Below are 24,233 nucleotides of genomic sequence, written 5' to 3' on the forward strand. Positions count from 1 at the left end.
TACTTTCCGAAGTCAGGAAGTAATATGCCTATACAAAAATGAAATACCAGGACAAAAACCCAATAATATTTAATTTGGTCTAAAATAAAAGTAAATTCTGCAAGGAATGCCGACATGATGACTAATTCAATAACATACATAAGGGATTTATTGCATGCACAATTTTGTTATCAAATGTTTATTACACCTATTCATTTTCCTGTGGACAAGAAATACAGAGAATTTGCTCGAATGGCATGTGAATTTATAGAGGGCAGAAGGGATGAGGTCATACACAGAGAACAGCCACGCCACCATGTTTTACATCGATTTACCCCTGTCAATAAAGCAAATACAAAAAAAATACTAATTACCCATGGTTGGATGTCCCGCGCCGCTTATATGGTTCGCTTAATCAGACTTCTTCATAAAGAAGGATATGAAGTATATGCGATAGACTTTCCTGCTCATGGCGAAGCAAAGGGCATTCAGCTTCCATGGACTGATGCCGTTGCCATCGTCAAAGAAACAATCAATCAATTTGGGCCTTTTTATGGGGTTATTGGCCATTCTTTTGGTGGTTCTATGTTGCTCAATGCATTGAACTTGGCGGGCCAGCTCCCTGAATGGCAATTAAATTTCAAGCCAGAAAGGGCCATCTTAATCGCTTCCCCTACACAAATGCGAACTCCAGTTAATAAAATTGCCAGGCGTTTCAAACTAAGTAGGCATGGTTATTTGCAACTTTGCCAACTAATTCGTCAACAAGCCCCAGTAGATACCAATAGGATTCGCTTAAGCCATTTTATTTCTCAAACACCTGATACTTCTTTTTTATGTATCCATGGAGAATTAGATGCCACTATTAATCCGAAAGAATCCATTTATTTTTGTAAAAACTACAAAAACGCCAGCCTATCTCTCTTGCCTGATGCAGACCATGTTAGTGTATTAATAGATGAACGAGTTGAGCAAATCGCTTTGGATTTTTTAAATAGATAATAGTTTAAAACAAGGTACCCTGGATTAGACTACGTCATAATCCAGGAAAGAGTTTTTGCAACAAGAAACAAAATTTCCCATACAGTTCTCACTGATCACACTAAGGAATCTTCTTCCATGTATTGACGAATTTTTTTCATAGCATTTTTTTCAAGCTGCCTCACCCTCTCAGCTGAAACACCATATTTTTCTGCTAAATCATGTAAGGTTAATTTTTCTTCGGCTAGCCAACGTTGTTGCAAAATGTCCTGACTACGCTCATCAAGCCGTTCCAGAGCAAACATCAATTTCTCGCGCCCCTGATCACCAGAATCTTCGTTCTCCAACAAGACAGCAGGATCATCACTAACATTAAACAAATAACGCTCCGGTGCCTTATAAGCATCATCGCTATCATCACTGTCCGGAGCATCATAAGGGGAATCCATAACGTTTAAACGTTCTTCCATAAGCAATACGTCTTCACGACTTACGCCTAAATCCTTAGCAACAGCATCTACTTCTTCACTGCTTAACCAGCCTAAACGATTTTTCATTTGGCGTAAATTAAAAAATAATTTACGTTGCGCCTTGGTGGTTGCAATTTTAACTATGCGCCAATTGCGTAAAACAAATTCATGAATTTCTGCTTTAATCCAATGAACAGCGAAAGAAACAAGACGGACACCCATTTTGGGATCGAAACGTTTCACAGCCTTCATCAAGCCCACATTTCCTTCCTGAATTAAGTCACTCAAAGGCAATCCATACCCCAGATAACCGCGAGCTACACGAACTACATAGCGTAAATGAGCAAGAACTAATTGCCGTGCTGCTTCTATATCCCCTTCAGAATGAAAACGCTCAGCGTAAGCAATTTCCTCTTCCAATGTCAGCATTGGAATCTGATTCACTCGATGGATATAAGAATCAAGACTACCAACAGGTAGATTCATTGCAGCAAGTTGCAATTGTTGACTCATACTTCTTCCTCCGGTCACAACCTAATCAATAATTAATTATACATCAACTATAAGGTATAAGGTTCTATTGAAGCTAATTGTCTTTTTACCGACAATAAGGCTCCAAGCCACCCGAGTATAATAGCAAATAACACAAGTAGCAATACTTGTCTCAATGATAAACAAGCCAAAGGATAGTGCATCTGATAAGCATTCGCTAATTGATTCACTGCAACACCTATACTTAAAATAAAGATGTTCACCAGAAAAATCGCCAAAAGAGCACCCGCAGTCCCATACCAAACACCTGAATACAAAAAGGGACGAATGATATAGGGATCTGTTGCCCCAATAAGTTTTAAAATTTGAATTTCTTCTTGTCGATTACGAATATTTAAACGCAAAGTATTACCAATAATAAACACTACAGCCAGAGCTAATAAAGCCATTAAGGCATTGGCTACTTTGCCAGAAAATCCTAAAATAGCGTGCAATCGATTAATCCACTCCATATCCAGCTTCGCTACCACTACTTCAGGAAAAGCCTGAAACTTTCGAGATAACAAATCCAGCTTTGCAGGCGAATCAACCGTTAAAGCGGGAATCACCTCAATAACTGTCGGGAGAGGATTTTCAGGCAAATACCGCATAATATCTTGCATCCCTTCTTGTTGGGTCAATTCCAATAATCCGTCTGCTGCTGACTTAATGGTAACCTGGCCGACTCCCTCTGTACTACGTACCTTTTCAAGTAAACGCATTTGCTCGGTTTCTGTTAATGAAGGCTTTAAGAAAAGAGAAATATGCCCTCCACGTTGCCACCCATTAGTTAGCTCTCGTAAGTTGTCTGTAAATACCCAAAAAAGAGTGGGTAAAGCCAAAGCGATAGCAATAACAATAACCGTCATCATAGTTGCCAATGGCTTACGGCAGAAAAGATTCAAACTGTCAGTAGCGGCTTGCAAATGATAAGCAAGGAGCGATTGTGATCGTTTTAACACAGCCTTCCTCCTTTCAGCATCATTATGCGATGTTTCATGCGTGCAATTAAGGCTAAATCATGAGTTGCAATTAATATACTGACCCCAACTTGATTAAATTGTTCGAAAATCTTCATTATCTCAGAAGAAAGTTTAGGATCCAGGTTGCCTGTAGGTTCATCTGCCAATAACAACGGTGGCTTATGAACTACAGCACGAGCAATGCCAACTCGCTGTTGTTCCCCTACGGATAAATGAACTGGTAACATTTTTTCTTTACTCAATAACCCAACCATATCTAACGCAGCATGCACCCTTTTCGCAATCATAGGATAAGCGACTCCTTGAATTTGTAAGGGTAAAGCTACATTATCAAAAACAGTTCTATCATTCAGTAATTGAGGTGATTGAAATGTAATCCCTAATTGGCTTCGGTGAGCCGCAACATCTCGTTTTTTAAGATGATTCAATTTCAAACCATTTACAATGAGCTGACCTGAGGTAGGCCATTCAAGTAGAGCAATTAGCTTTAACAAAGTACTTTTCCCAGCACCAGAATGTCCGGTAAGAAAAGCCATTTCTCCTTTTTGCAAAGAAAAATTAACTTGGCTTAATGCTTCAAAGCCACCTGGATAACGTTTACTAACCTGGTCAAATATGATCATCATCGAATATCGCACTGACAAATTGCGCTGCATCAAAGGGTCTTAAATCTTCAATACCCTCACCTATTCCAATATAACGAAATGGTATTCCCAAATCATTCGCTATAGCAAATAATATCCCGCCTTTGGCTGTCCCATCAAGTTTAGTCATCGTAATTCCAGTTAATTGTACTGCTTCATGAAATTGTCTTGCTTGGGCCAAAGCATTTTGACCAATACTGGCATCCAATACTAACATGGTTTCATGAGGAGCTTGAGAATCCAATTTCTGCACTACTCTTTTTACCTTTTTCAATTCTTCCATTAAATTGCTTTGTGTATGCAAACGACCTGCCGTATCAGCAATTAAAACATCTATATTTCTTGCTTTAGCAGCCTGAAGAGCATCAAAAATCACTGAAGCGCTATCAGCACCAGTATGTTGAGCAATAACAGGTATTCCATTTCTCTCACCCCATACCTGTAATTGCTCCACTGCAGCAGCGCGGAAGGTATCACCCGCAGCTAACATGACTTTTTTTCCTTGTTTTTGAAACTGTTTGGCTAATTTCCCAATCGTAGTAGTTTTACCAGCTCCGTTAACTCCTACCATTAAAATTACGAAAGGAGAGCCGTCTTCCGTTTCTATGGATAAGGGCTTCTCTTCCTGGCTCAACATTCTTTGCAAATTTGCTTTTAAAGTTTGATAAACTGCATCTCCATCTGCCAATTGCTTTCTTTCCAGACTTTCGCTCAATTGTTTTAATAATTCTTGTGTGGTATCTAATCCCAAGTCGGCACTAATCAATAATGTCTCAAGTTCATCTAATAAATCCTGACTGATTTCCTTTTTGCCCAATAATAAACGACTTATGCCTTCACCAAACTGATGACGTGTTTTACTTAAGCCTCGCTTGAAACGAGCAAAAATGCTTTCTTTTGACTCAATCTCCCTAGTCGCCAGCTCCTGAGCCTTTTCTGGCATGGGATCTATGCTCTTATCGGTCTGAGTATTTTGCTTCTCAGTATCCAAATTTTGGCTAGAATTTTGATTTCGTTTAAACCATTTAATCATTTTAGTGTACAATTCCTTAAAAATATGAAATTCTATCATCTTTTTAGCTTTGAGGTGACATTGTGCACAAATTACTCATTTCGTTTATGATGCTATTCGCATTTCAGGCTTTTAGCCAAGTTCAAGAGTTTACTTTGAACAATGGATTAAAAGTGCTGGTTAAAGAAGACCATCGAGCGCCTATAGCGGTATCCATGATTTGGTATAACGTTGGTTCAGCCGACGAACCTGTAGGAATCACGGGTGTCTCCCATGCTATTGAGCATATGATGTTTAAAGGCACCCCCAAACATCCAGTAGGAGTATTTTCCAAAACAATCGCCACTTTAGGAGGACAGGAAAATGCTTTTACGAATAACGACTATACAGCCTATTATGAAAAATTAGACGCTGCTCATTTGGCAACAAGTTTTGAGCTGGAAGCCGACAGAATGAATAATTTGCTGCTGGACAGCGATGAGTTTGCCAAAGAAATTAAAGTCATTCAAGAAGAAAGGCGTATGCGTACTGATAACAATCCTCAGGCTCTTGCCTTCGAGCGTTTTCTGGCTACAGCCCATTTAACAGCACCATATAATCATCCCGTCATAGGATGGATGAATGATTTAAAACAAATGAGCGCAAATGATTTAAAAAAATGGTATCGGAATTATTATGCTCCCAATAATGCCACGCTAGTAGTTGTTGGCGATGTCAATCCAGAAAAGGTTCATGCATTAGCAGTACAATATTTCGGCTCAATCCCCAGACATCCTATTGCCGCTCGCAAACCTCAACAAGAACCCCCAGCATTAGGTAAAAAAATAGTACACATTAAGGCACCAGCCAAATTACCTTTGCTCTTGATTGGCTACACCGTCCCTAGTGTAAAAACCGCTAAAAACAAGTGGGAACCCTACGCATTGGAAATTATTGGAGGAATACTGGATGCAGGAGAAAGTGCTCGATTTGCAAAAAATCTGGTGCGAGGAAATCAGGTAGCAACCGGTGCTGAAGTGTATTATAACCTCTATTCAAGATATCAAAGTCAATTTATTGTTTATGGCGCACCTAGCCAAGATCATCAAATAAAAGACTTAGAAAAAGCATTAATTGCTGAGCTGGACTCCTTAAAAAAAGTTCCTGTTAGCGATAAAGAATTGAAAAGAATCAAAAATCAAATCATAGCACAGAAAATTTTCGAGCAAGACTCGATTTTTGGACAAGCCATGGAATTGGGGTTATTAGAAACAATTGGCATTGGATGGCAAAATACTGACGAATACACAAAAGCCATTAATGACATCACCCCCCAACAAATTCAGCAAGTTGCTCAACGATATTTTCAAGAAAATAACATGACCGTTGCTGAGTTAAAGCCAACCAGGCAAGAAGAGGTAAGACCATGAATATTTTAAGAACATTTATAATCACTTTATTTGTAATTTTTTCTCACAGCACATTTGCCAATTCATTTAAAACAGAAAAATGGCAGACAAAAAATGGGGTACGTGTTGTATTTTATCAAGCAATGGAGGTGCCAATGCTTGATATTAATTTGGCATTCGCTGCAGGTTCTGCTTATGATGGTGAATACTTTGGCTTGAGTACCTTAACAGCTGGTTTGATTAACCAAGGTAATTCAGGTAAGGATGCAACAGTCATCGCAGAATCCTTAGCAGATACAGGAGCTCAATTTAATGCTGAAACAAACAGAGACATGGTTGTACTGAGCTTAAGAACGCTCACTGAGAAAGAAGCCCTGGAACAATCGACAACAATTTTTAGTCAAATTATTAGTCATCCTGATTTTCCTCAAGATGCCTTTGAAATAGAAAAAAATCAACAGATTATGGCAGTTGAACAAACGGAAGAATCTCCCGATGATGTTGCCGTTTTGAATTTTTTCAAAACCTTGTATCAAAAACATCCTTATGCGCATCCTGTCAACGGTACAATTGAATCTCTAAATGCGATCAATAAAAAACAAGTTATTGATTTTTATAAAAAATATTACGTTGCTAAAAATGGTATCTTAGTAATGGTTGGGGCTATCGACAGCCCTAAGGCCCATCAATTGGCTGAACAAATTACTCAAGACTTACCCAAGGGGCAACCAGCCTCAAGCATTCCTAAAGCATCCCAGTTGCCAAATGCAGAGAAAATTAATGTCCAATTTCCTTCTTCACAAACTATTGTTCGATTAGGCCAAATAGGAATAGATCATCACAACCCGAATTATTTTCCTCTGATGGTCGGTAATTATATATTAGGTGGAGGAACTCTGGTTTCGCGACTTGGGACAGAAGTAAGAGAAAAGAGAGGTTTAACTTATGGCATAGATAGCCAATTTGTACCTATGCTAGGCGAAGGGCCTTTTATCATTAGTTTATCGACTAGAAATGCTGAAGCTCAAAACGCCCTCAACATCACCCAAAATACATTGATAAAATTTATAAATAATGGCCCCGATCAACACGAATTAGCAGCAGCAAAACAATATCTTACTGGCAGTTTCCCTCTCTCGTTAGGAAGCAACAGTAATATTGCAAATCTCTTGTTAAGGATGGCTTTCTATAATTTACCAGATAACTACTTGGATACCTACGTAACTAGAATCAATGCAGTAACAGGAACTGAAATAAAACAAGCATTCAAGCACCAAGTTAATCCAGAAAAATTGCTACTGGTCACGGTGGGGCAATCTTGAAGCAAGAAATACGAATTATTGGGGGATTGTATAGAGGGAAAAAAATTCATTTCCCTGAAGCAAAAGGCTTACGACCCACGCCAGATAGAGTGCGTGAAACCCTCTTTAATTGGTTAATGAATGATATCAAAAACGCCTGCTGCCTGGATGCTTTTTCAGGCAGTGGTGCTTTGGGCCTTGAAGCATTTTCCCGAGGAGCATCTCAAGTTTTCTTTGTTGAGCATTCTCCTAAGGTTCATGCCAATTTACAGAAAATTATCCATCAATTTAATAATCCGAATTTAAAGCTTATTAAGGCAGATACGCTGAATTATCTTAAACAAAGCAATGAGCAATTTGATATCATTTTTTTAGATCCTCCCTACGCTCTCAATTATGTTCCTCAATGTCTTGACTATATAGTACAAAATAATCTTCTTATCAGGGGAGGGCTTATCTACATTGAGTCCTCAACTCCTATAGAAGTAAAGACAGAGCATTGGAAACAGCTAAAATTAAAGCAAGCGGGACAAGTTATTTACGGATTATTTGAACGACTCTAACCATCTATAATTCTAACATTTTGAATATCTTGGGTATATGTCTTGACAATAAGCTCTGCTCCTGTTTCAATCAAACTAATAATTCTAAATAATAATAAAGAACATTGAATGAGCAACAATAAGATTGTCTTAATGTTTATTTTTTCATCACTGCTTGTCGGTTGCGCTGGAACATTTAAAAAACCGCCCATTAACAATCCAAGTGATGATGCGACCATTAAATTAGCAGAAGCCGCCGTTTCAGTGAGTGATTCTATGCTTGAAATGGCTAAAGTTGAGAAAGTAATTATACCTCCTACTAAAGATAATACCTTAACGATTCCTAATGCTTACAATCTACAGGCAAGAGCCAGCGTAGATTGGTCTGGTCCTATTGAAGAATTGACTGCACGTATTGCGAAAGCAGCACATTTCAGGTTTCGTGTTTTAGGAAAGTCTCCTTCTATCCCTATTTTAATTAGCATAAGTACTAAGGATAAAAGTTTAGCTGAAATCCTTAGAGATATTGATTATCAGGCAGGTGTAAAAGCCAGTATTCATGTATATCCAAACAGTCAGGTTGTAGAATTGCGCTATGCGAAAATTTACTCTTAATTTAATTATTTTGCTATCAATCCTTTTGGTGGCTTGCTCCTCCCGGAATAACTATGGGGACACAGGCTCATTAGAGGGACTTCAAGCGATGGCTGATTCAAAATACACACGTGCCAAAAAGAAACAAAAAATGGGTAAAATCCGCGAGATGGCCCTTAAGGAAACAGCACTAAGTCTCGGAGCTCAAGCTGGATTAGCTTGGAGAGCAAAAATAATTGATGAACAATTAAACAGGCAAGCAAGAAATCTTGACGCCATTTACGATTTTAATTCTCTGGTTTTGGAACATAATATTTTACCCCCTGTATTATTGGAAGGAAGAAACACTCTAAATCTTGCAGATGCTCAAAGCATCCGAATTTCAGATCGCACTTATAAAGTTGCAAAACAAGCGCATTTCGTTACAACTCCCCCCACCTGGCGACAATATTTATGGATGGATTATGTAAAACCAGAGGCGCCCAATGTTACCTTACTCCCGAAAACAAAGGCTGAAAAAGAAATCTGGTGCATTTATACAGAACGAGGCTGGAAAAATGGGGTAGACCAAGCCAATATTATTTTAGAAGAAAATATTGCGCGTATTAAAGAAGATTTCGGTGGCATGATTCTTTATAGAAAACTTCTCGCCATGAACATGGTATCACCACCTTATGTTTCTCATACAGATCTGGGCGTTACTGGCGATGGCTCGGAAATCCATATCGACGACAGAGTCTTGCGGATTACTGCTTTACCTGAACTTAATGTAAACAGCAGTGAATGGATAGCTGCCGTGGCTAAGGATGAAAATGCACTAGAGCGCTTCAAAAATATGGAAAAACTGGCAAATCAGGCTAAAATTGTTATAACGAACAAATCTTGGCAACCTATTATAGCACCGGTAAATTGATAAGCGCTTATGGATAATATTAATCTGATGCCCGATGAACCACCTCGTTTTACTCCATTATTTATGGATAGAATGCTTGAGCATGCAGAAAGTCTGAATGCCTCCGACATTACCATCCAAACTGGAGAACCTATTTTTGCAGAAGTTTATGGTAGACTACTTAAAATCACTAACAGGCGCCTATCAAATACCGAGTTAGGCGATCTGATTAATTCCATTTACGGTCCAAATGCTACAACCCAATTGCTGTCTGGAAAAGATATAGATACTCATTATGAATTTCGCCCTAATCGTGGTGTACGCTATCGTTATAGGGTTAATGCGACCGCCTGCCTAGTGGAAGGTCACGATGCTATACAAATTACATTAAGAACTATCCCAACCACACCACCAAAACTGAGTACTATGAATCTTCCTGATAATATTCTCGAGGCTATAGCTCCTCAGGAAGGGATCGTATTTATTACTGGAGCAACTGGATCTGGTAAATCAACTCTCTTGGCATCCATCATTCGTGAATTGATTGAGACTTCTGATTCAAACCGTAAGGTACTAACCTATGAGTCACCAATAGAATTTGTTTATGATGAGATCGAAACGATTTCTGCAGTAGTAAGTCAATCAGAAATTCCACGTCACTTACCCAATTTTGCTGATGGGGTTAGGAATGCTTTAAGAAGAAAACCCAGATTGATTATGGTGGGTGAATGTCGCGATGCAGAAACCATAAGTGCTGCTCTGGAGGCGGCTCTAACTGGACACCCAGTTTATACCACTCTGCATACTTCTGGTGTCGCTGAAACCATGCGACGTCTGGTCACCTCTTTTACAGGTGAAGAACGCCTAGGAAGAACCATCGATATTCTTGAAACCATTAGACTTTGTATTTGGCAAAAACTAGTTCCTACTGTGGATGAAAGACGCGTCGCTCTAAGAGAATATTTGGTTTTCGATGAAGAAGTGAGAGACATCCTTTTAGAGGGAGATCCCAACGAAGTCACATCAGCCACTCGTAAATTGGTTAGAGAAAAAGGTCAATTAATGACTTGGGATGCAAAAATGAAATTTGAACAGGGCATCATTAGCGAAAGAGTTTATAAGTTAATCATCGCAGGCGCAAAAGAATATCAGCAACAAAGATAATTAAGAGGAATATTCGAATCCACCTTGTTTCCCCATGACGAAGAAAGCGTCTATACGTGAGGTTTTCATTAAAAATAAAGGATGTAATTCAATATGCTGCAATGGAAAAATCTGTATTATTATTTCAAATTATTTATTTTATCAATTAGCCTTGTAAATTCCCCTCCAAATTTCGCCTCCACCGAACAACCTTCTCCACCTTCCCCCACCATTGCTCTAAAAATTTTAGGTATTAATGATTTTCATGGCCAAATTAGCACCGGTAGAATGGTAAACAATGAGCCTGCCGGAGGTGCTGCAGTTCTCGCAGCCTACCTTAGAGAAGCACAGTCTGGAATGGAAGACCAGACCATCATCACTATCATGGGTGATTTAGTTGGCGCTTCTCCCCCATCCTCAGGGCTCCTTAATGATGAACCCACCATTCTGTTTATTAACAGCTTAGCTAACAATCAATGCACACCTGAAAACAGAATGGCTCCACTTTGTAATATAGTGGCGACCATAGGAAATCACGAGTTTGATAAAGGGCAAAAAGCAATGTTTGATTTAATTTATGGCACCAATAATCCCCCCTCAGACTCATGGATACCTTTACTTTATTATCCTGGCTCCTCTTATCCTTATATTTCTGCGAACATCGTAGATATCAAATCTGAACAACCGATTTTTCCACCCTATACAATAAAATTAATTCATAATATTCCTGTCGCTTTTATAGGAGCTATTCTAAAAAATGCTGCTGACTCTATGTTTCCTGCGAATGCAGAAGGCATTAAATTTTTGGATGAGGCTGAAAGTATTAACCACTATATTCCAGAAATTAAAGCAAAAGGAGTCGACATCATTATCGTTCTAATTCATGAAGGTGGAAATCAAGAATCGTATGAAGGGGATACAAGAATCAATAGCAACACAATTGAAGGTCATATTAAGGACGTTGTATATAATCTCAGCGACGAAGTCGATGTAGTCATGGGTGGACATACACATCAATTTCTGAATACTTATCTCCCTAATCGTACCGGACACAACATCTTGGTCACTCAAGCCAATAGTTATAGCACGGCCTTTGCCGAAGTAAATCTCCAACTTAATGTCAAAAGCCATAAAGTAGAAAACAAATCAGCTAAGATCATTACAACTTATGCTGATCGTTGGCCTGGAACAAATCCAGATGCAAAAGCTCTAGAAATAGTTAAATTAGCTGAAAATAAAGTTGAGCCAATAATAAATACCCCTGTAGGAACATTACAATTTGATTTATTAAGAAAGCAAAATGAAGATGGGGAATCTAATCTGGGAAACTTGGTTGCTGATGCCTTTAAATCAGTAATGCATACTGATATTGGTATCACTAACCTTAATGGCATCCGAGATGATTTAAAATCGGGAGAGATCAACTGGGGGAACATTTATTCCATTTTGCCCTTTTCCAACAGGATAGTGGCCATTAGTTTGAATGGAAACGATATTTATGACTTATTAGAGCAACAATGGATGGGATCTTTTGTAAACATATTACAAGTTTCTGGCTTAAGCTACACTTATGACTCCAATGCACCTTTGGGACATAAAATAATAGAAATTACTTACCAAAATAAGCCTTTAGTTAGAGAGCAGACCTATACCATAGCAACTTCAGATTTTCTTATGAATGGAAATGGAATATTTTCGGTGATTATGAAAAGAGGAAAAATCACTAGTATCGGTAAAAATGATCATGACACTGTGGTTGAATATATCAAAAACTTACCTCAGCCTTTCCATGTTTCTATCGAAGGAAGGATAAAAAAACGAAGATCAAGCTCCTCCCCAATAACAATTTAATTAACGATCATTCTCCTTTGTGTGGGGGAATTAAATTTGGGAGGACTATTTATATTAATTAACTAGAGCCATTAGTCTGCGCTTTTTAACCCAAGTATTTTAAGTTGAATATATAGCGATTTTTTCAGTTATGATACAATATTTGTGTACTCTAGAACCAAGCTGGTCTAAGGAGAAATTGCCATAGAGAGAAATGCACAGCAATATTTTAATAGCGCAAAAGAGCTATTCCTACCAGTAAAACCAGTCGATGAATTAGATGGTTTTGAGCTAAAATTGGGCAAGAATTACTATCATTTTAGTAAGAATGAAACCCCATTTAATAATAGTTGCAGCGCTAATATTGCTTTAAATAAATATTGCACCTCCAAATTATTAGAAAAAGAAGGGATACCTGTTCCCAAAGCCATTTCTTTAAATTTTAATGAATTTCAACAAAACTTACATAAAGCAAAAGTTGCACCATTGCACTTCCCATTAGTGATTAAACCAATTGATGGCTCTTTAGGAATAGGCGTTCTCTGTAACATCAGAACGTTGAGCGAACTAGAAACATACTTGGAAAAATATTTCTCATCCTACCCCACCTTATTAATTGAAGAGTTTCATAGCAAATTAAACTCTTACCGGGTTTTGGTTTTTAATAATCGTATCCTGGGCATAGTTCAACGCTATCCTGCGGCTATAACTGGTGACAGAGTGCACACAATTAAGGAATTAATTACATTAGAGAATTTACACCGAAAAAGAATCAACGAAGCCCTGGGGGAAATCATCATTGATGATGAAAGCCGAATCAAACTTCAAGAACTCGGGATAACTGAGAATTACATTCCCGCATTGGGAGAGAAAATTGTTTTGTGCTATACAAGCAATGCGACAAGAGGCGGTACATATACCACCTTAAATAAAAAAATGTGCAAAAAAAATCGTAAATTATTGTTTCGCGTATCCAAAGTACTTAACTTGCCATTAGCCGGCATAGATGTAGAGTGTCCGGACATAATCAATATCCCCATAGAGCAATCCAATGGTGTAATACTTGAAGTGAATCACAAACCCAGCATCAGAATTCACGAGTTTCCAATGACAGGAAAACCTCAAAGAGTGACAAAAAAAATTATGCGCAGTTTGATAATCCGCCATCCCCTGGCTTATTTATATTCTATCTATAACAATCAACCTACAGCCTTTTATGTTCGCAGTATTATTCTGATCACAATTATGGGGTTAATTCTTTTAATGGCCTGGTAATTGCTTCGATGTATATTGAAATTCATACTAACCTATTTTGAAAATATTTAGAAAAGTTTAGATGAGTCTTGTTTTGCAAGTATTCTCTTAAGGTTTATACTTAATAATAATGAGGTTAAATTAATAAAATCAGAGGTATATTAGATGAACCCTATATCGATTTTGGATGCCTCATTAAGAGATGGTGGGCATAGAACTAATTTTTATTTCAAGGATGATGATCTAAAAAAAATACTAGTTCCTCTTGATAACTCAGGTATTGAATACATCGAAATTGGTTACCGTAATGGTTCTCTCCATCCCATTGAGAATATTGGGAGAGCAGGAGTTTGTCAAAAAGATTACCTACTTTATTGTAATTCCCTGATAAAAAAAGCAAAAATTGCAGTAATGGTTCATCCGAAGAATATAGTAGAGGAGGACCTTGAAGAATTAAAGGCCTGTGGTGTGCAATTAATAAGAATCTGCCTTGCAAGGGACGATTTGGTAAACGCTGTCCCTATCCTTAAGCTCGCCAAGAATCTGAATTTGGAAACATCAGTCAACATAATCCATGTCTCTTATTACTCAGAGAAAGAATTGGATACACTGATTGAAGAAATTAGCCAATACGAGCCTAATATGATCTATTTTGCCGATTCTAATGGAAGTTTATTTCCTGACAAGATAAATAAGTTATATAAAAAATACACTTATAAATATAAAATTCCTTTTGGATTTCATGCCCATGATAACCTTGGTTTAGCCCAAGCTAATGCCTTGGCAGCAATAAACTCAGGAGTTCACTTTATTGATGCCTCTCTCGCTGGCATGGGGAAAGGGACCGGTAACTTAAAAACTGAATTTTTCATAGCCTATTTACATGCCAACAAAATAAAAAAGTACAATTTAGAAGACATATTAACAGCGGCTAACTATGTAAGAGATGCCTTGAAAATAGGTCATGAGCCTATTGAAATGAGTGAATTTATAAGAGGAATTTCTGATCTTTCAACCGCTGACTTGCAAATTTTTCAATCAAATTGAGATATAAAAGTAAATGCCAAGAAAAAAATTATTAGTCATTGGACCCATTTCACCGCAACCTTCTGATTTAAGTTCATTAAGCCGAACTTTACATTTTCTTGAGCCGTATTATTCTATCGATTGCCTCGACTCCCTTGCTTATATGCAAGAGTGCACCACTGAAGAATATTATGAAATCTGGAAAGATCAATTAAAGCAAATCATCGATAATTATAAAGCATTTATCGGCTTTTCTTTCGGAGGCATGATCCTCCAACAATGTTTTTCTTTATTCAGTAATCTGGATAAAACCATTATCCTTTTTTCAACCCCAACTTTTGCAGATGATTCCTTAAAAGAAAAACTGGAAACAGTAATTACTCTCTGCTCTGAAAACAAATTGGAAGAAGCATTATTTTTCCTATACCGGTCTGTTTATTCTCCTGATGCCATATTTCACTATCCACAAGAACATTTAAATAGAGAGCGCGCGATAGACAGACTTGTTTTTGGTTTATCTAAAGTACTGGAAACTAACGCTACCTCAATTCTAAGGAATTGTTGTATTAATCATCTTCATCTCATTGGGGAAAAATCTAATCTGGTCAATATCAATAATGTTATAAAACCATCATGTGGTGAAGTCATTATAGTTCCCAACGCCAGTATGCGAGTCCTAGAAAGCAACCCATCCTATTGTAAAAAAATCATATTAGAGGCACTGAAATATGCCACCTGTTGAGCCTATAAAGATTGCCGTGTTACCTGGAGATGGGATCGGGATTGAAGTGATCCAGGCTGCAATCCCAATCTTCGAAGCCCTTAGCATTCCTGTGATCTTGAAATACGGTGATATTGGCTGGGAGTATTGGAAAAAGGAAGGAACAGCCATCCCAACCAGAACATGGCAACTAATCAGTTCATCAGATACCGTTTTATTGGGAGCAATTACAAGTAAGCCCCAACGAGAAGCCAAGAAGGAATTAAGTAGTACGCTTAGAAAGAAAAATCTCTATTATGTTTCACCTATAATCCAATTAAGACAAGGTCTAGATCTTTACGCCAATATAAGGCCATGTTTTTCCCTCAAAGAGGAAACAAAACCATTTAATCTTTGTATTATCAGAGAAAATACCGAAGGATTGTATTCTGGTTTTGATTATTTTCCTTTGCCAGAAACAATACAGGCTTTATTAAAAGAAAACCCACATTGGCAAGCTATTCCTGCTCATGAAATAAGCTGTGCATTAAGACTACAATCAAAATCAGGTTTAAAGCGCTTATTCAATTTTGCTTTTCAACATGCAGCTCAGACTGGCTTGAATAAAGTGACTCTTGCTGACAAACCTAATGTTCTTAGAGAAAGTGGGGAATTCGCCAGAAAAATTTTTGAAACCACAGCAAAAAAATATCCGCAAATCCATGCTGAAATACTCAATGTTGATGCCGTTGCTTTGTGGTTAATACGGAGTCCAGAAAAATTTGGCGTCATAGTGGCTGAAAACATGTTTGGTGATATTTTATCAGATGTCGGGGCTGGAATTATGGGTGGTCTAGGCTTTGCGCCCAGTGCAAACATTGGTCTTAAGGGGAGCTATTTTGAACCAGTACATGGAAGCGGGCCAGGAATAAAAAAGAATTGCGCTAACCCATCCGCCATGTTTTTAACCATCAGCATGTTATTGAATCATTTTGGTTACTCTGCTCAAGCAAAAAAAATTATTAATGCCGTTATGCAAGTCATTAAAGAAAAGCGTTTTATTACTTATGATTTAGGAGGTCAATCATCTACCTTAGATATGGCTAATGCCATTATTGAATGTTGTTCACAACCAGCTCAATGCAGCGATTCTTCTTTATTAACGATCAAACCTGATTACCCTCCTAAAGAAGCATTAAATGAACAGTTCACCACGACAGAAGTCATTCAGCAATTAAAAAACTTTAATTCTGCGGAAATTTCTGATGCGCTAGATGCTTGCGGTATTGAAGGGGCTTTATTAAATATAAAACCTTTAACACGAGGAATGAAAATTGCTGGGCCTGCCTATACAATTCAATATTTACCCAGAGAAAAAAAAGAAGCTGTCTTCCAGAATGCGGCGAATTATATTGATAAAGTACCAGAACATTCAGTAATACTAATTGATAGCAATGGCCAAAATGATTGTACTGTTTGGGGAGATATATTAACGCAAACCGCTATGAGAAATCATATTGAAGGCACCGTAGTACATGGAGCAGTAAGAGACATAGAGTCAATTCAAGCGACTAATTACCCCATTTTTTGTACAGGCGTTTATATGAGATCTGGGAAGAATCGCGTTTACAAAGCTAATGAGCAATGCCCTTTATCCATTAATGGGGTTACAATAAATCCTGATGATATTATCTTTGCTGATGATAATGGCGTCTTAGTAATTCCTAAATATTCTATTCTTGAAGTATGGAGTAAAGTTCAAACAATAAAATTAACTGAAGATCGTATCAAAGCAGCTATTAATTCAGGCTCTACGCTGGAACAAGCTCGAAAAGACTATCGCTATGACCAACCATGGCTAGGCATTGGTAAAGATAAGGATAAATAACATCTGAATCTGATATACCTTTATGAAATAATTAAACCTGATGTCCAAACGCCAGTTCTTAAGTGTTCTTAAGTATATTTTAATCTATCTCATGGTATAATTGTTCATAAATTAAACTTTTGAATGGGTGTAGGATAATGGGAAAAAGAAAAAAAAGCAGTGAATATCTTAAAGAAGAAATAAAAAAAAGAAAAATAAACAAATACCCCTCCGTTACTTTTCATGGTTATGAGATGGATACTCTAATCTCATTAAAATCCGATTTTAAAATTGAACGCAAAAGTATGCGTTTTTTTGAGCATTGTGAACCACAAAAAAACAAATATCTCACTTCTGAGAAGCAGAGAGAATGCTGTGTGGATATAGAGGATTATTCATTTAGTTTCCCCAACGGCGATATCCCAGAAGGTATGTATAATTTTTGTTTAACCGCAGAACTACCACCTCAATTATTGTGTAGTAAGACATTACATCATTCATACTTGGCTAATGGAAAAAAAGTATTTGGTGTTGGAACCTTGGAGTTTGAAAATGGTAGGTTATTTAAAATGAGCAATCATAGTGGCCATTATAAACCAACGAATAATGAGATGATGAAGGTGATTAAAGCATTATACAAAGCAAGTGATGGGGATTTAAAAGTATTTACAAGCTATTCCAAACCTACTCCTGAAACCTTTGCGGTGCTTGATATTTTAAAACAAGATAGTTTTGATAAGCTGAACCCGATCGCAAATAATGAAGAAGTGAATATTGAAACCGGAGCTATTGAAACGATAGCAATAATTCATTCAAATTACGATCAATATGAATCAATTTTGAGCAATGATTCTTTACATCTTAAACCAGAAGTAATCGATGATTATCAACAACGGCTCTGTCGGAAATAGAAACGGACTGGATGAAGACCTTTCTCCTTGAATTTTGATGCACATCTCATCTAAATGCTAACTGGTCTAGCGGTTCTTATGCCATTCAAGGCTATTTAAGTTCAGGGGCATAATACTGTACCCATCGGTAAATGTTGGTATGATCCAGCTCAAGGCCCCTCAGTAATAGGCCCCCTAATAAACTTCTTTGAAGTTTATTAGGGGGCCTATTACTACCATTGAACGCATAGCAGGATCAGTTCCCCAGAGAAGCGACGCCATTTAAATGCTGAAAGTTTTATTGAGCGTAGACCCAATAGGGCATTTCGGTAATGCAGTGTAATCAGTTATTTTTATTCAAATAGTTCTTCTAAAAATAACTGTGTACTTTTCCAAGAACGATGATCAGCGAGCTCATTATAATACAAACCCATCTCGTCATCATTAGCATTGGGGTCAGTAAACGAATGGGCCGCCTGACCATAAACATGAATCTGCCAATCTACTTTTCGCTCTGTCATTTCAATAGCAAATTGCTTCACTTGCTCTATTGGTACCAATGGATCTTTATAGCCATGTAATATCAATACCTTGGCATTTAATGTTTTATTAGTTGTTTTCTCAGGTGCAGTCAATAAGCCATGAAAGCTGACTGCTCCTTTGATATCCGCACCAGAACGAAGCAAGTCTAATGCACACAAGCCCCCAAAACAATATCCAATAATAGCAATTTTCGTATTATCCACTTGGGGCAATTGAGTCACTTTATGAAATGCCGCATTAATACGTACCGCTAATTTTTCTCGATTTTGTATAAAAGGGGTCATTAAGGCTCTTTTTTCAGCCTTATCCAGACCTAACTGCGCATTTCCATACATATCGATAGCAAAGCCAACATACCCCAGACCAGCAAGCTGTATTGCTTTATTGCATGCTCCTTCTCCACGCCCTCCCCAATCAGGAGCCACCATGACACAAGAAAGTGGTTTTAAAAGACTATCATCATAGGCCATAAACCCTTTGCAGGCGGTGTCACCATCCTGGTATTCAATTTCCTCAATTTTTAACATATTAATTCTCGCCTCTATTGATTCATTAAATCGTTTCTAATAAAAAAGGACCCAATCGAGTCCTTTTTTAAAATATACGCATTATTCAGGGGGTGGCGTACTTCCGCCGGATGGAGCACCACCTGGCTCTCCAGAACCACCGGGCTGGCTATCAGGCCCAGTTTGGCTACTGCCTTGACTTCCTCCTTGGTCACCTCCTCCCTGCTGTGGCTTCGCTTGAACTTGGCCTTCACTCTCGGCAATCTGTTTAGCTTGGGGACTAAGTTTGCTAAGTATTTGTTGCCCCTTAGCGCCTAGCTTACTATCTATCTGAGTTTGAGCTTCATAAGTAGCCTTGCCAGCCTCACCCACTTTACCTTTCGCTTCTTCACCCCATTGAGCAGTTTCAGAGCCCAAACTCTCTGGAGCGCCACCTATCCATCTCAACACCTTATCAGGCAAATAGGCAATCAATGTAAACGCCTTTTGCACAATAATCAAATACATAGTAGTGTAAATCAGTATCGAGAAGAAGAAGGCATAAACGCCAGCCCAACCTGTGTATCCGCCTTGTAGCGCTGTTGATTGATAATCCCCTGTCAGTTTATCTTTAAAATTACCCCATTGCGAAGTATCCATTTGTAAACCTGCCCAATTCTTTACAGTCCCGGCTGCCTGTCTCATTTGGCATTCCGCAGGATACATTGCACAAAATTCCTTATTTTTGGGATCGCTGGCGTATGTACTTTTTTCCCATGTTTCTATCCCTTGATCATGCTGGATATAACTTACCGCATGATCAAACCCTGCATTGAGTACCCAGACTCCAACATAAGACAAAGCTATTGCGGTGATATACCCTATTATCATCATTGAAGGTCTTAAAAAGACATTGATTAAAATCATAATAGCCGCTTCACCCTTACCAAAAGCCTCATGACCTTCTGGATGGGTAATACCCAAAGCCACAATTGGAGCCGCAACCATAGCCTCGATTACAGCCATTAACCATGCGATTGATCCGAAAGTAAAAATCATATAAGGCAGCATGGGAATGTAGTAGGCGGTAATAAACCCCACAGAAACCATAGTACCTATCCAGGCCATCAATAAAGGCATCGCCATCATGATTAAAGCAAAGATAAATATACCAAAGCCCAATATTAATGAACTGACAACGGCTAGGTTCAACAAGGTTAACCATAGAGTACCTGAAAAGTTAATATACATGGTTCCCATATTAGCTAATGCTACAATAGGATTAACTCCAGGTTGTGAAATAGTTTGGACTCCTATTATGAAAATATCTTTCATGCCTTGCAAAGGAATCATTAAAAATGCCATCACGATCTGATTAATCATTTCCCCAAAGATGGCAAGCAGGAAATTATACACATATCTAATGATATAATTATAAACGACATCCCCCATCATCCGGCCAAGACAAAACGAGAAAAACATAATTTTAACCCGGCCACAATCAAAATCCTGCTTCTTTAAATAATACAGGGCTGTATCCACTTTAAAATTAATAAGATTAGCAAATTCCAGAGGTTTTATTCCTGGCTGGCCTGGCAATTGAACCATTAGAGAGTTATTGATAAACCCATATACTGTCGAAGAATTTTGGTCATTTGTCGCAGGGCGCTGAGCATTGGGCGCTACATTTGGCTGTTCGACTCCTTTATCCCCAAAAACAGGTGATCCGGTAATTAATGACTGTACTTGACTAAGCTTATTATTGTTATTTTGAAACCAGGTACATAACAATGGATAAGGATTTTGACACGCACTGCCAAAGGATTCCGTTAACTTGGAGGCATCAAAATCAACCTTTATTCCAGTATCAGTATCAAATTGATCAGCAGTTTCTATGGCACTACCATTTAATTTAACCAAATCAAAAAAGTAGGAGCCAGCCATAATCCATCCTTTGGCATTAGCTTCCGCAATAAATTCACGCGCTTTACCAGCATTCACATCCTTATTAGCTTGTCTGATAAGATTTAGAGTTGGCATCATGACGCCATTGTAGTCATTAATAGCCCCTAAAAACTCTGTACCATTAAACAATACACCTGCAGAATATACCGATGATTGAGAAGTGGCTGGTCCCCACGTGACACAGGTTTGATTATAATTAGTACAAGGTTCTCCAGCTTTTGTATAAGGAATACCAAACTGTTGTTTTGCAATTGGTGAAAAATCATTATTCTTGGTTCCTGATGGAGTGGTTGTGGGTGAAAAGGCAGGATCGTTGTTAACCATTATTTGGGCAACAGAAGACAATGTAACATACATTTGCTGCAAAGCAATTGCCCGCGACAATCGAGCCGTTTCCAGCTGAGAGGAAGTAACAGTTATAGTAGAAGCACTGCCACCGATAGTCGCATTAGCCCCAACGCCTCCAGTAGTTACCTTATTAGGTTGTAAGTCAGCAATACTATTCCATGAGATTTTTCCGCAAATACCATTTAAAAATCGAAATGTGGAAGCTTTATCAAAATTTGGCATGTCAATACTATAAGGACCAGTTATACCCCCATCATTTTGCGCCTTGACAAAATTCACTGTGCTTAGGAAATCAGGAATAGAGGCATTACAAAATTTATCCATTTCAGGGGAAGGATTACCGCCACAAGGAGGACTTTTATTTTGTTTGGCTTCTAAATAAATTTGTTTTTGGGCTTCTAGCTGTTTTTGTAAGCCCAACATACAAACCTGGCCAGCTAATATTCCCATAGCACCGTTTGCTACACCAGAGGAAGAGGCTTCATTATAACTTTTAGTTGGATCAGCTTGAGCCTGAATTATAACACCGCCTCGATTCAAATAGCTTAGTGCTGCTTCCCATACTTTATCAGCAGCACCCACACCTTGCACAATAACCCACATAAAAAACACTTGCATCATACAATAACCAGATGCTTTAGGCATTAACAAAGCTAACCCGAAAGTGGAGCGAATTGGGATCCAAATAGAAGACCATTTTTGCCCAAGCATTTGTCCTTCATGGGCTGTATTCATGGTGGAAACCAAAAGGTGTACATGATAATAATTCCACCCAGGCCAAAACTGCCGAGTTAAAAACCCCAAACATATTGCCCATTATTTGGCTGCCAGTGCCATGTAGGACACCATCCACCACACCAAACAAATTCCCTAAAAATACGACTGACAAATCACTCGCCGGAGGAGCGAAACTTAGGGCCCCATTATCAGCCAGAGCAAGAGCTGGAAACAAACAAAGGAGGACAGTAATAGCTAATTTATTCATTCTTTCTCACCCAATAACCCTTGCCTGTACCATTCCTTAATAGTACATCCCAATTTACGATGCTTAATTTGGAAATACCAGAAATGATAACGGAAGGCTAGTACCAAAGCGATCAACACAATAATTAGACTTATTATTGCTGCTTTAAATGTGCCATAAAACAGTTGATATCCCATATAAACAAATAATCCGAAAGCAGCAATCACCATAATAATGCTAAGCCTGAATAAAGCATTCTGTTTTATAATCAGATCAGCATCATTTAATTTTAATTTCTTGACAGCTTCATCAAATGACTCGACTTGGGTTGGTGTTTGAGGCAAGAATAACCGCTTTACGCCATTTACCAAATACATGGTAAGCGACTTCATTCTGTCCCAATCAGACCATTTACGAACATTAATAATCCTTGTAAAAACTCTTACTATCCTTGAACCCGGCTTCTTTTTCATATTTTTTACTTTTTCGTAATTTTAAGTAATGGACTTTTATATATCATAATATACTATAGTAGTATGTAGTTGTTTCTTCTATCAACGTATCTCAGTAAAAAAAGAGTAAATAATGCCTGATCTAAGTCATGAAGCCTCTGCAAAATATTGGTTTGAATATATTGATCCTATGATTTATAGGGTTATTACCTTTATGGAAAGTGTGGAAACCTGGACTCTTGATGGAAACCCTGAGTTAGAAGAGGCCATGAAACAATTGGGGCAGGAACTTGATGATATAGAAAAAATCGATTTGGGGTTGCTAGCAGAAGAAGACAAATTCATTCGTATTGTGGGCAATATTAAATCAGGAAGAGGTTTGCGCTTGCTACAAGCTATAGATACGGTTCATCCTGGCAGCGCCTCTCGGGTTCTAATCCATGCTGAAGAAACCAGTGTAAGCAGTACCGATCCTGCAGGTTTTTTCTTAAAACGAAATATTGTATTTGAAAGACTACGATTGTTATCACGAGTTTTTAGCCAATACCGCCTTAAACTTGTTTTAAGGGCACTCGAAGGGGATGAATAATGAAAGTATTATCTAAACTGGCTTTTGCCAATGTGTTTTGTTTTACTGCTTTATCGGTTTCAGCTCAGACTTACGATCAGTACCAGTATACGCAACAGACAAGCACCAACACTTCCAATTTAGTCACTTATCTGACTAATTTAGGGAAATACTTAGGCTATGACATCACTGATTCTAAGAAAACTCCTAGCCCGCCTTGGTCCGAATTACTTAATAAAAATGCAGCCCAACTCATTCAAAACTATGCTTATTATACTGTTTTGGGGGCTATTCCTGTTAATGCCATGTCCCAAGGATTAATGAATTTTGTTACCAGTGGCGTAGAAGGGAATAGAGTGATTAATAGTACAGCTAACAACACTTTCAAAATCCAAAATTATGATTCTGGATCATCGGGTCAATCTGGAAAAGTCACCGCCAATAGTTCAATAGATCAATCCATTACAGCTACTCAAACCACAGGTGGTAGTGGAATTTTTACCACTCTACAACCACAAGCGGCAGAAAAATTTTTGAAAGATCCGGTCAGTCAAGCAGTATACAATATTCTGGGAACACCAAGCTACACATACTGCATGGCCAATGACGAAAAATCCTACTTATCAAATTGTAATTTAAAGTCTGACAATATGGTAATGCAAAATGCTGTAGGCACCCTACCCCCGGCAGACCAGCTTTATAAATTTGGTTATAATCAATTGCTGGTTAGCGATCTGAACAGCAATTCCTTAATTGCTCCTTTGGTCTTGGATACTTCTGCAACACTTTCACAGGCTCAAAGTTCAGATACTACTCCTGGTGGATTAAAAGCGGTGAGTCAAGCACAAATTGCTGCTAACTTTATCAAATATGCCAGTGCC

General features: G+C 38.1%; 20 protein-coding genes and 2 pseudogenes. 15 read left to right on the forward strand and 7 right to left on the reverse strand.

The annotated features are described in order from the left end of the window. Positions 1-114 precede the first annotated feature (114 nt). Positions 115-981 (forward strand): alpha/beta hydrolase, encoded by an 867-nt coding sequence (locus OK13_RS09755; protein ID WP_035890569.1) that lies wholly within the window; start codon positions 115-117, stop codon positions 979-981. A 95-nt stretch (positions 982-1,076) separates the two neighbouring features. Here OK13_RS09755 and rpoH read toward each other — a convergent pair whose 3' ends face one another. The 4 genes from rpoH to ftsY are packed head-to-tail and all read right to left on the reverse strand — an operon-like array spanning position 1,077 to position 4,621. Next, positions 1,077-1,943 carry an RNA polymerase sigma factor RpoH gene (rpoH, locus tag OK13_RS09760; protein ID WP_035890571.1) on the reverse strand — a complete coding sequence of 289 codons (867 nt, stop codon included), beginning with the start codon at positions 1,941-1,943 and terminating at the stop codon, positions 1,077-1,079. 47 nt (positions 1,944-1,990) lie between these two features. Beyond that, the gene (ftsX, locus tag OK13_RS09765; protein WP_035890573.1) at positions 1,991-2,923 is read right to left on the reverse strand and encodes a permease-like cell division protein FtsX; all 933 of its coding nucleotides are present in this window, start codon (positions 2,921-2,923) and stop codon (positions 1,991-1,993) included. Next, the gene (ftsE, locus tag OK13_RS09770; RefSeq protein ID WP_035890595.1) at positions 2,917-3,567 is read right to left on the reverse strand and encodes a cell division ATP-binding protein FtsE; all 651 of its coding nucleotides are present in this window, start codon (positions 3,565-3,567) and stop codon (positions 2,917-2,919) included. Before ftsE ends, ftsX begins: the two co-directional genes overlap by 7 nt. Beyond that, positions 3,554-4,621 carry a signal recognition particle-docking protein FtsY gene (ftsY, locus tag OK13_RS09775; RefSeq protein WP_035890596.1) on the reverse strand — a complete coding sequence of 356 codons (1,068 nt, stop codon included), beginning with the start codon at positions 4,619-4,621 and terminating at the stop codon, positions 3,554-3,556. Before ftsY ends, ftsE begins: the two co-directional genes overlap by 14 nt. A 62-nt stretch (positions 4,622-4,683) precedes the next feature. Here ftsY and OK13_RS09780 point away from each other — a divergent pair, with 62 nt between their 5' ends. The 12 genes from OK13_RS09780 to OK13_RS09835 all read left to right on the forward strand — a co-directional run bounded on the left by OK13_RS09780 (position 4,684) and on the right by OK13_RS09835 (position 18,048). Further along, a complete protein-coding gene (locus tag OK13_RS09780) occupies positions 4,684-6,009 on the forward strand; it encodes a M16 family metallopeptidase (protein ID WP_035890574.1) in 1,326 nt (441 codons plus the stop codon). Beyond that, positions 6,006-7,310, forward strand: a complete 1,305-nt coding sequence (locus OK13_RS09785; protein ID WP_035890576.1) for a M16 family metallopeptidase — start codon at positions 6,006-6,008, stop codon at positions 7,308-7,310. The genes OK13_RS09780 and OK13_RS09785 overlap by 4 nt, the downstream gene beginning before the upstream one ends. Further along, positions 7,307-7,852 (forward strand): 16S rRNA (guanine(966)-N(2))-methyltransferase RsmD, encoded by a 546-nt coding sequence (gene rsmD / locus OK13_RS09790; protein WP_035890577.1) that lies wholly within the window; start codon positions 7,307-7,309, stop codon positions 7,850-7,852. The genes OK13_RS09785 and rsmD overlap by 4 nt, the downstream gene beginning before the upstream one ends. Before the next feature lie 108 nt (positions 7,853-7,960). Next, entirely contained in the window at positions 7,961-8,446 is a 486-nt protein-coding gene (gene dotD, locus OK13_RS09795; protein ID WP_035890579.1) for a type IVB secretion system lipoprotein DotD, read from the forward strand. Next, positions 8,427-9,338 (forward strand): type IVB secretion system protein DotC, encoded by a 912-nt coding sequence (gene dotC / locus OK13_RS09800; protein WP_035890580.1) that lies wholly within the window; start codon positions 8,427-8,429, stop codon positions 9,336-9,338. Before dotD ends, dotC begins: the two co-directional genes overlap by 20 nt. Before the next feature lie 27 nt (positions 9,339-9,365). Further along, positions 9,366-10,481 carry a Dot/Icm type IV secretion system ATPase DotB gene (gene dotB, locus OK13_RS09805; protein WP_035890597.1) on the forward strand — a complete coding sequence of 372 codons (1,116 nt, stop codon included), beginning with the start codon at positions 9,366-9,368 and terminating at the stop codon, positions 10,479-10,481. Positions 10,482-10,574: 93 nt separating this feature from the next. Next, positions 10,575-12,311 (forward strand): bifunctional metallophosphatase/5'-nucleotidase, encoded by a 1,737-nt coding sequence (locus tag OK13_RS09810; RefSeq protein ID WP_035890582.1) that lies wholly within the window; start codon positions 10,575-10,577, stop codon positions 12,309-12,311. A gap of 276 nt (positions 12,312-12,587) precedes the next feature. Then, complete coding sequence (locus OK13_RS09815) at positions 12,588-13,565, forward strand: UDP-N-acetylmuramyl peptide synthase (protein WP_241480504.1); 978 nt, start codon at positions 12,588-12,590, stop codon at positions 13,563-13,565. A gap of 144 nt (positions 13,566-13,709) precedes the next feature. Continuing rightward, entirely contained in the window at positions 13,710-14,591 is an 882-nt protein-coding gene (locus tag OK13_RS09820) for a beta/alpha barrel domain-containing protein (RefSeq protein WP_035890584.1), read from the forward strand. Positions 14,592-14,604: 13 nt separating this feature from the next. Further along, positions 14,605-15,312 carry a hypothetical protein gene (locus OK13_RS09825; protein WP_035890586.1) on the forward strand — a complete coding sequence of 236 codons (708 nt, stop codon included), beginning with the start codon at positions 14,605-14,607 and terminating at the stop codon, positions 15,310-15,312. Continuing rightward, positions 15,299-17,158, forward strand: a complete 1,860-nt coding sequence (locus OK13_RS09830) for an isocitrate/isopropylmalate family dehydrogenase (protein WP_035890587.1) — start codon at positions 15,299-15,301, stop codon at positions 17,156-17,158. The genes OK13_RS09825 and OK13_RS09830 overlap by 14 nt, the downstream gene beginning before the upstream one ends. A 137-nt stretch (positions 17,159-17,295) precedes the next feature. Next, on the forward strand, positions 17,296-18,048 hold the full coding sequence (locus OK13_RS09835; protein WP_052117651.1) for a hypothetical protein: 753 nt from the start codon (positions 17,296-17,298) through the stop codon (positions 18,046-18,048). A 332-nt stretch (positions 18,049-18,380) separates the two neighbouring features. On the opposite strand, the gene OK13_RS09840 is transcribed toward OK13_RS09835, so the two are convergent. The 3 genes and pseudogenes from OK13_RS09840 to icmV form a co-directional block, all read right to left on the reverse strand. Beyond that, a complete protein-coding gene (locus OK13_RS09840; RefSeq protein WP_035890589.1) occupies positions 18,381-19,097 on the reverse strand; it encodes a dienelactone hydrolase family protein in 717 nt (238 codons plus the stop codon). Between the two features lie 81 nt (positions 19,098-19,178). Next, positions 19,179-22,353 (reverse strand): annotated as a pseudogene (gene dotA, locus OK13_RS09845) (type IVB secretion system protein DotA). Beyond that, positions 22,350-22,805, reverse strand: a complete 456-nt coding sequence (icmV, locus tag OK13_RS09850) for a type IVB secretion system protein IcmV (protein WP_035890590.1) — start codon at positions 22,803-22,805, stop codon at positions 22,350-22,352. Before icmV ends, dotA begins: the two are co-directional and overlap by 4 nt. 112 nt (positions 22,806-22,917) lie before the next feature. On the opposite strand from icmV, the gene icmW reads away from it, so the two are divergent. Beyond that, complete coding sequence (gene icmW / locus OK13_RS09855; RefSeq protein ID WP_035890591.1) at positions 22,918-23,373, forward strand: type IVB secretion system protein IcmW; 456 nt, start codon at positions 22,918-22,920, stop codon at positions 23,371-23,373. Next, a pseudogene (locus OK13_RS09860) lies at positions 23,373-24,233 on the forward strand (type IVB secretion system protein IcmX); the annotation flags it as partial. The gene icmW and the pseudogene OK13_RS09860, both read left to right, overlap by 1 nt.

It is taken from the genome of Legionella norrlandica, from assembly GCF_000770585.1.
In the GTDB taxonomy this organism is placed as follows: domain Bacteria; phylum Pseudomonadota; class Gammaproteobacteria; order Legionellales; family Legionellaceae; genus Legionella; species Legionella norrlandica.

Excerpts from the sequence above, each read along its gene's own strand:
- OK13_RS09755 (WP_035890569.1), top strand. The coding sequence starts at position 115 with ATGATGACTAATTCAATAACATACATAAGGGATTTATTGCATGCACAA.
- rpoH (WP_035890571.1), bottom strand. The coding sequence starts at position 1,943 with ATGAGTCAACAATTGCAACTTGCTGCAATGAATCTACCTGTTGGTAGT.
- ftsE (WP_035890595.1), bottom strand. The coding sequence starts at position 3,567 with ATGATCATATTTGACCAGGTTAGTAAACGTTATCCAGGTGGCTTTGAA.
- ftsY (WP_035890596.1), bottom strand. The coding sequence starts at position 4,621 with ATGATTAAATGGTTTAAACGAAATCAAAATTCTAGCCAAAATTTGGAT.
- OK13_RS09785 (WP_035890576.1), top strand. The coding sequence starts at position 6,006 with ATGAATATTTTAAGAACATTTATAATCACTTTATTTGTAATTTTTTCT.
- dotD (WP_035890579.1), top strand. The coding sequence starts at position 7,961 with ATGAGCAACAATAAGATTGTCTTAATGTTTATTTTTTCATCACTGCTT.
- dotC (WP_035890580.1), top strand. The coding sequence starts at position 8,427 with ATGCGAAAATTTACTCTTAATTTAATTATTTTGCTATCAATCCTTTTG.
- dotB (WP_035890597.1), top strand. The coding sequence starts at position 9,366 with ATGCCCGATGAACCACCTCGTTTTACTCCATTATTTATGGATAGAATG.
- OK13_RS09810 (WP_035890582.1), top strand. The coding sequence starts at position 10,575 with ATGCTGCAATGGAAAAATCTGTATTATTATTTCAAATTATTTATTTTA.
- OK13_RS09820 (WP_035890584.1), top strand. The coding sequence starts at position 13,710 with ATGAACCCTATATCGATTTTGGATGCCTCATTAAGAGATGGTGGGCAT.
- OK13_RS09825 (WP_035890586.1), top strand. The coding sequence starts at position 14,605 with ATGCCAAGAAAAAAATTATTAGTCATTGGACCCATTTCACCGCAACCT.
- OK13_RS09830 (WP_035890587.1), top strand. The coding sequence starts at position 15,299 with ATGCCACCTGTTGAGCCTATAAAGATTGCCGTGTTACCTGGAGATGGG.
- OK13_RS09835 (WP_052117651.1), top strand. The coding sequence starts at position 17,296 with ATGGGAAAAAGAAAAAAAAGCAGTGAATATCTTAAAGAAGAAATAAAA.
- OK13_RS09840 (WP_035890589.1), bottom strand. The coding sequence starts at position 19,097 with ATGTTAAAAATTGAGGAAATTGAATACCAGGATGGTGACACCGCCTGC.
- icmV (WP_035890590.1), bottom strand. The coding sequence starts at position 22,805 with ATGAAAAAGAAGCCGGGTTCAAGGATAGTAAGAGTTTTTACAAGGATT.
- icmW (WP_035890591.1), top strand. The coding sequence starts at position 22,918 with ATGCCTGATCTAAGTCATGAAGCCTCTGCAAAATATTGGTTTGAATAT.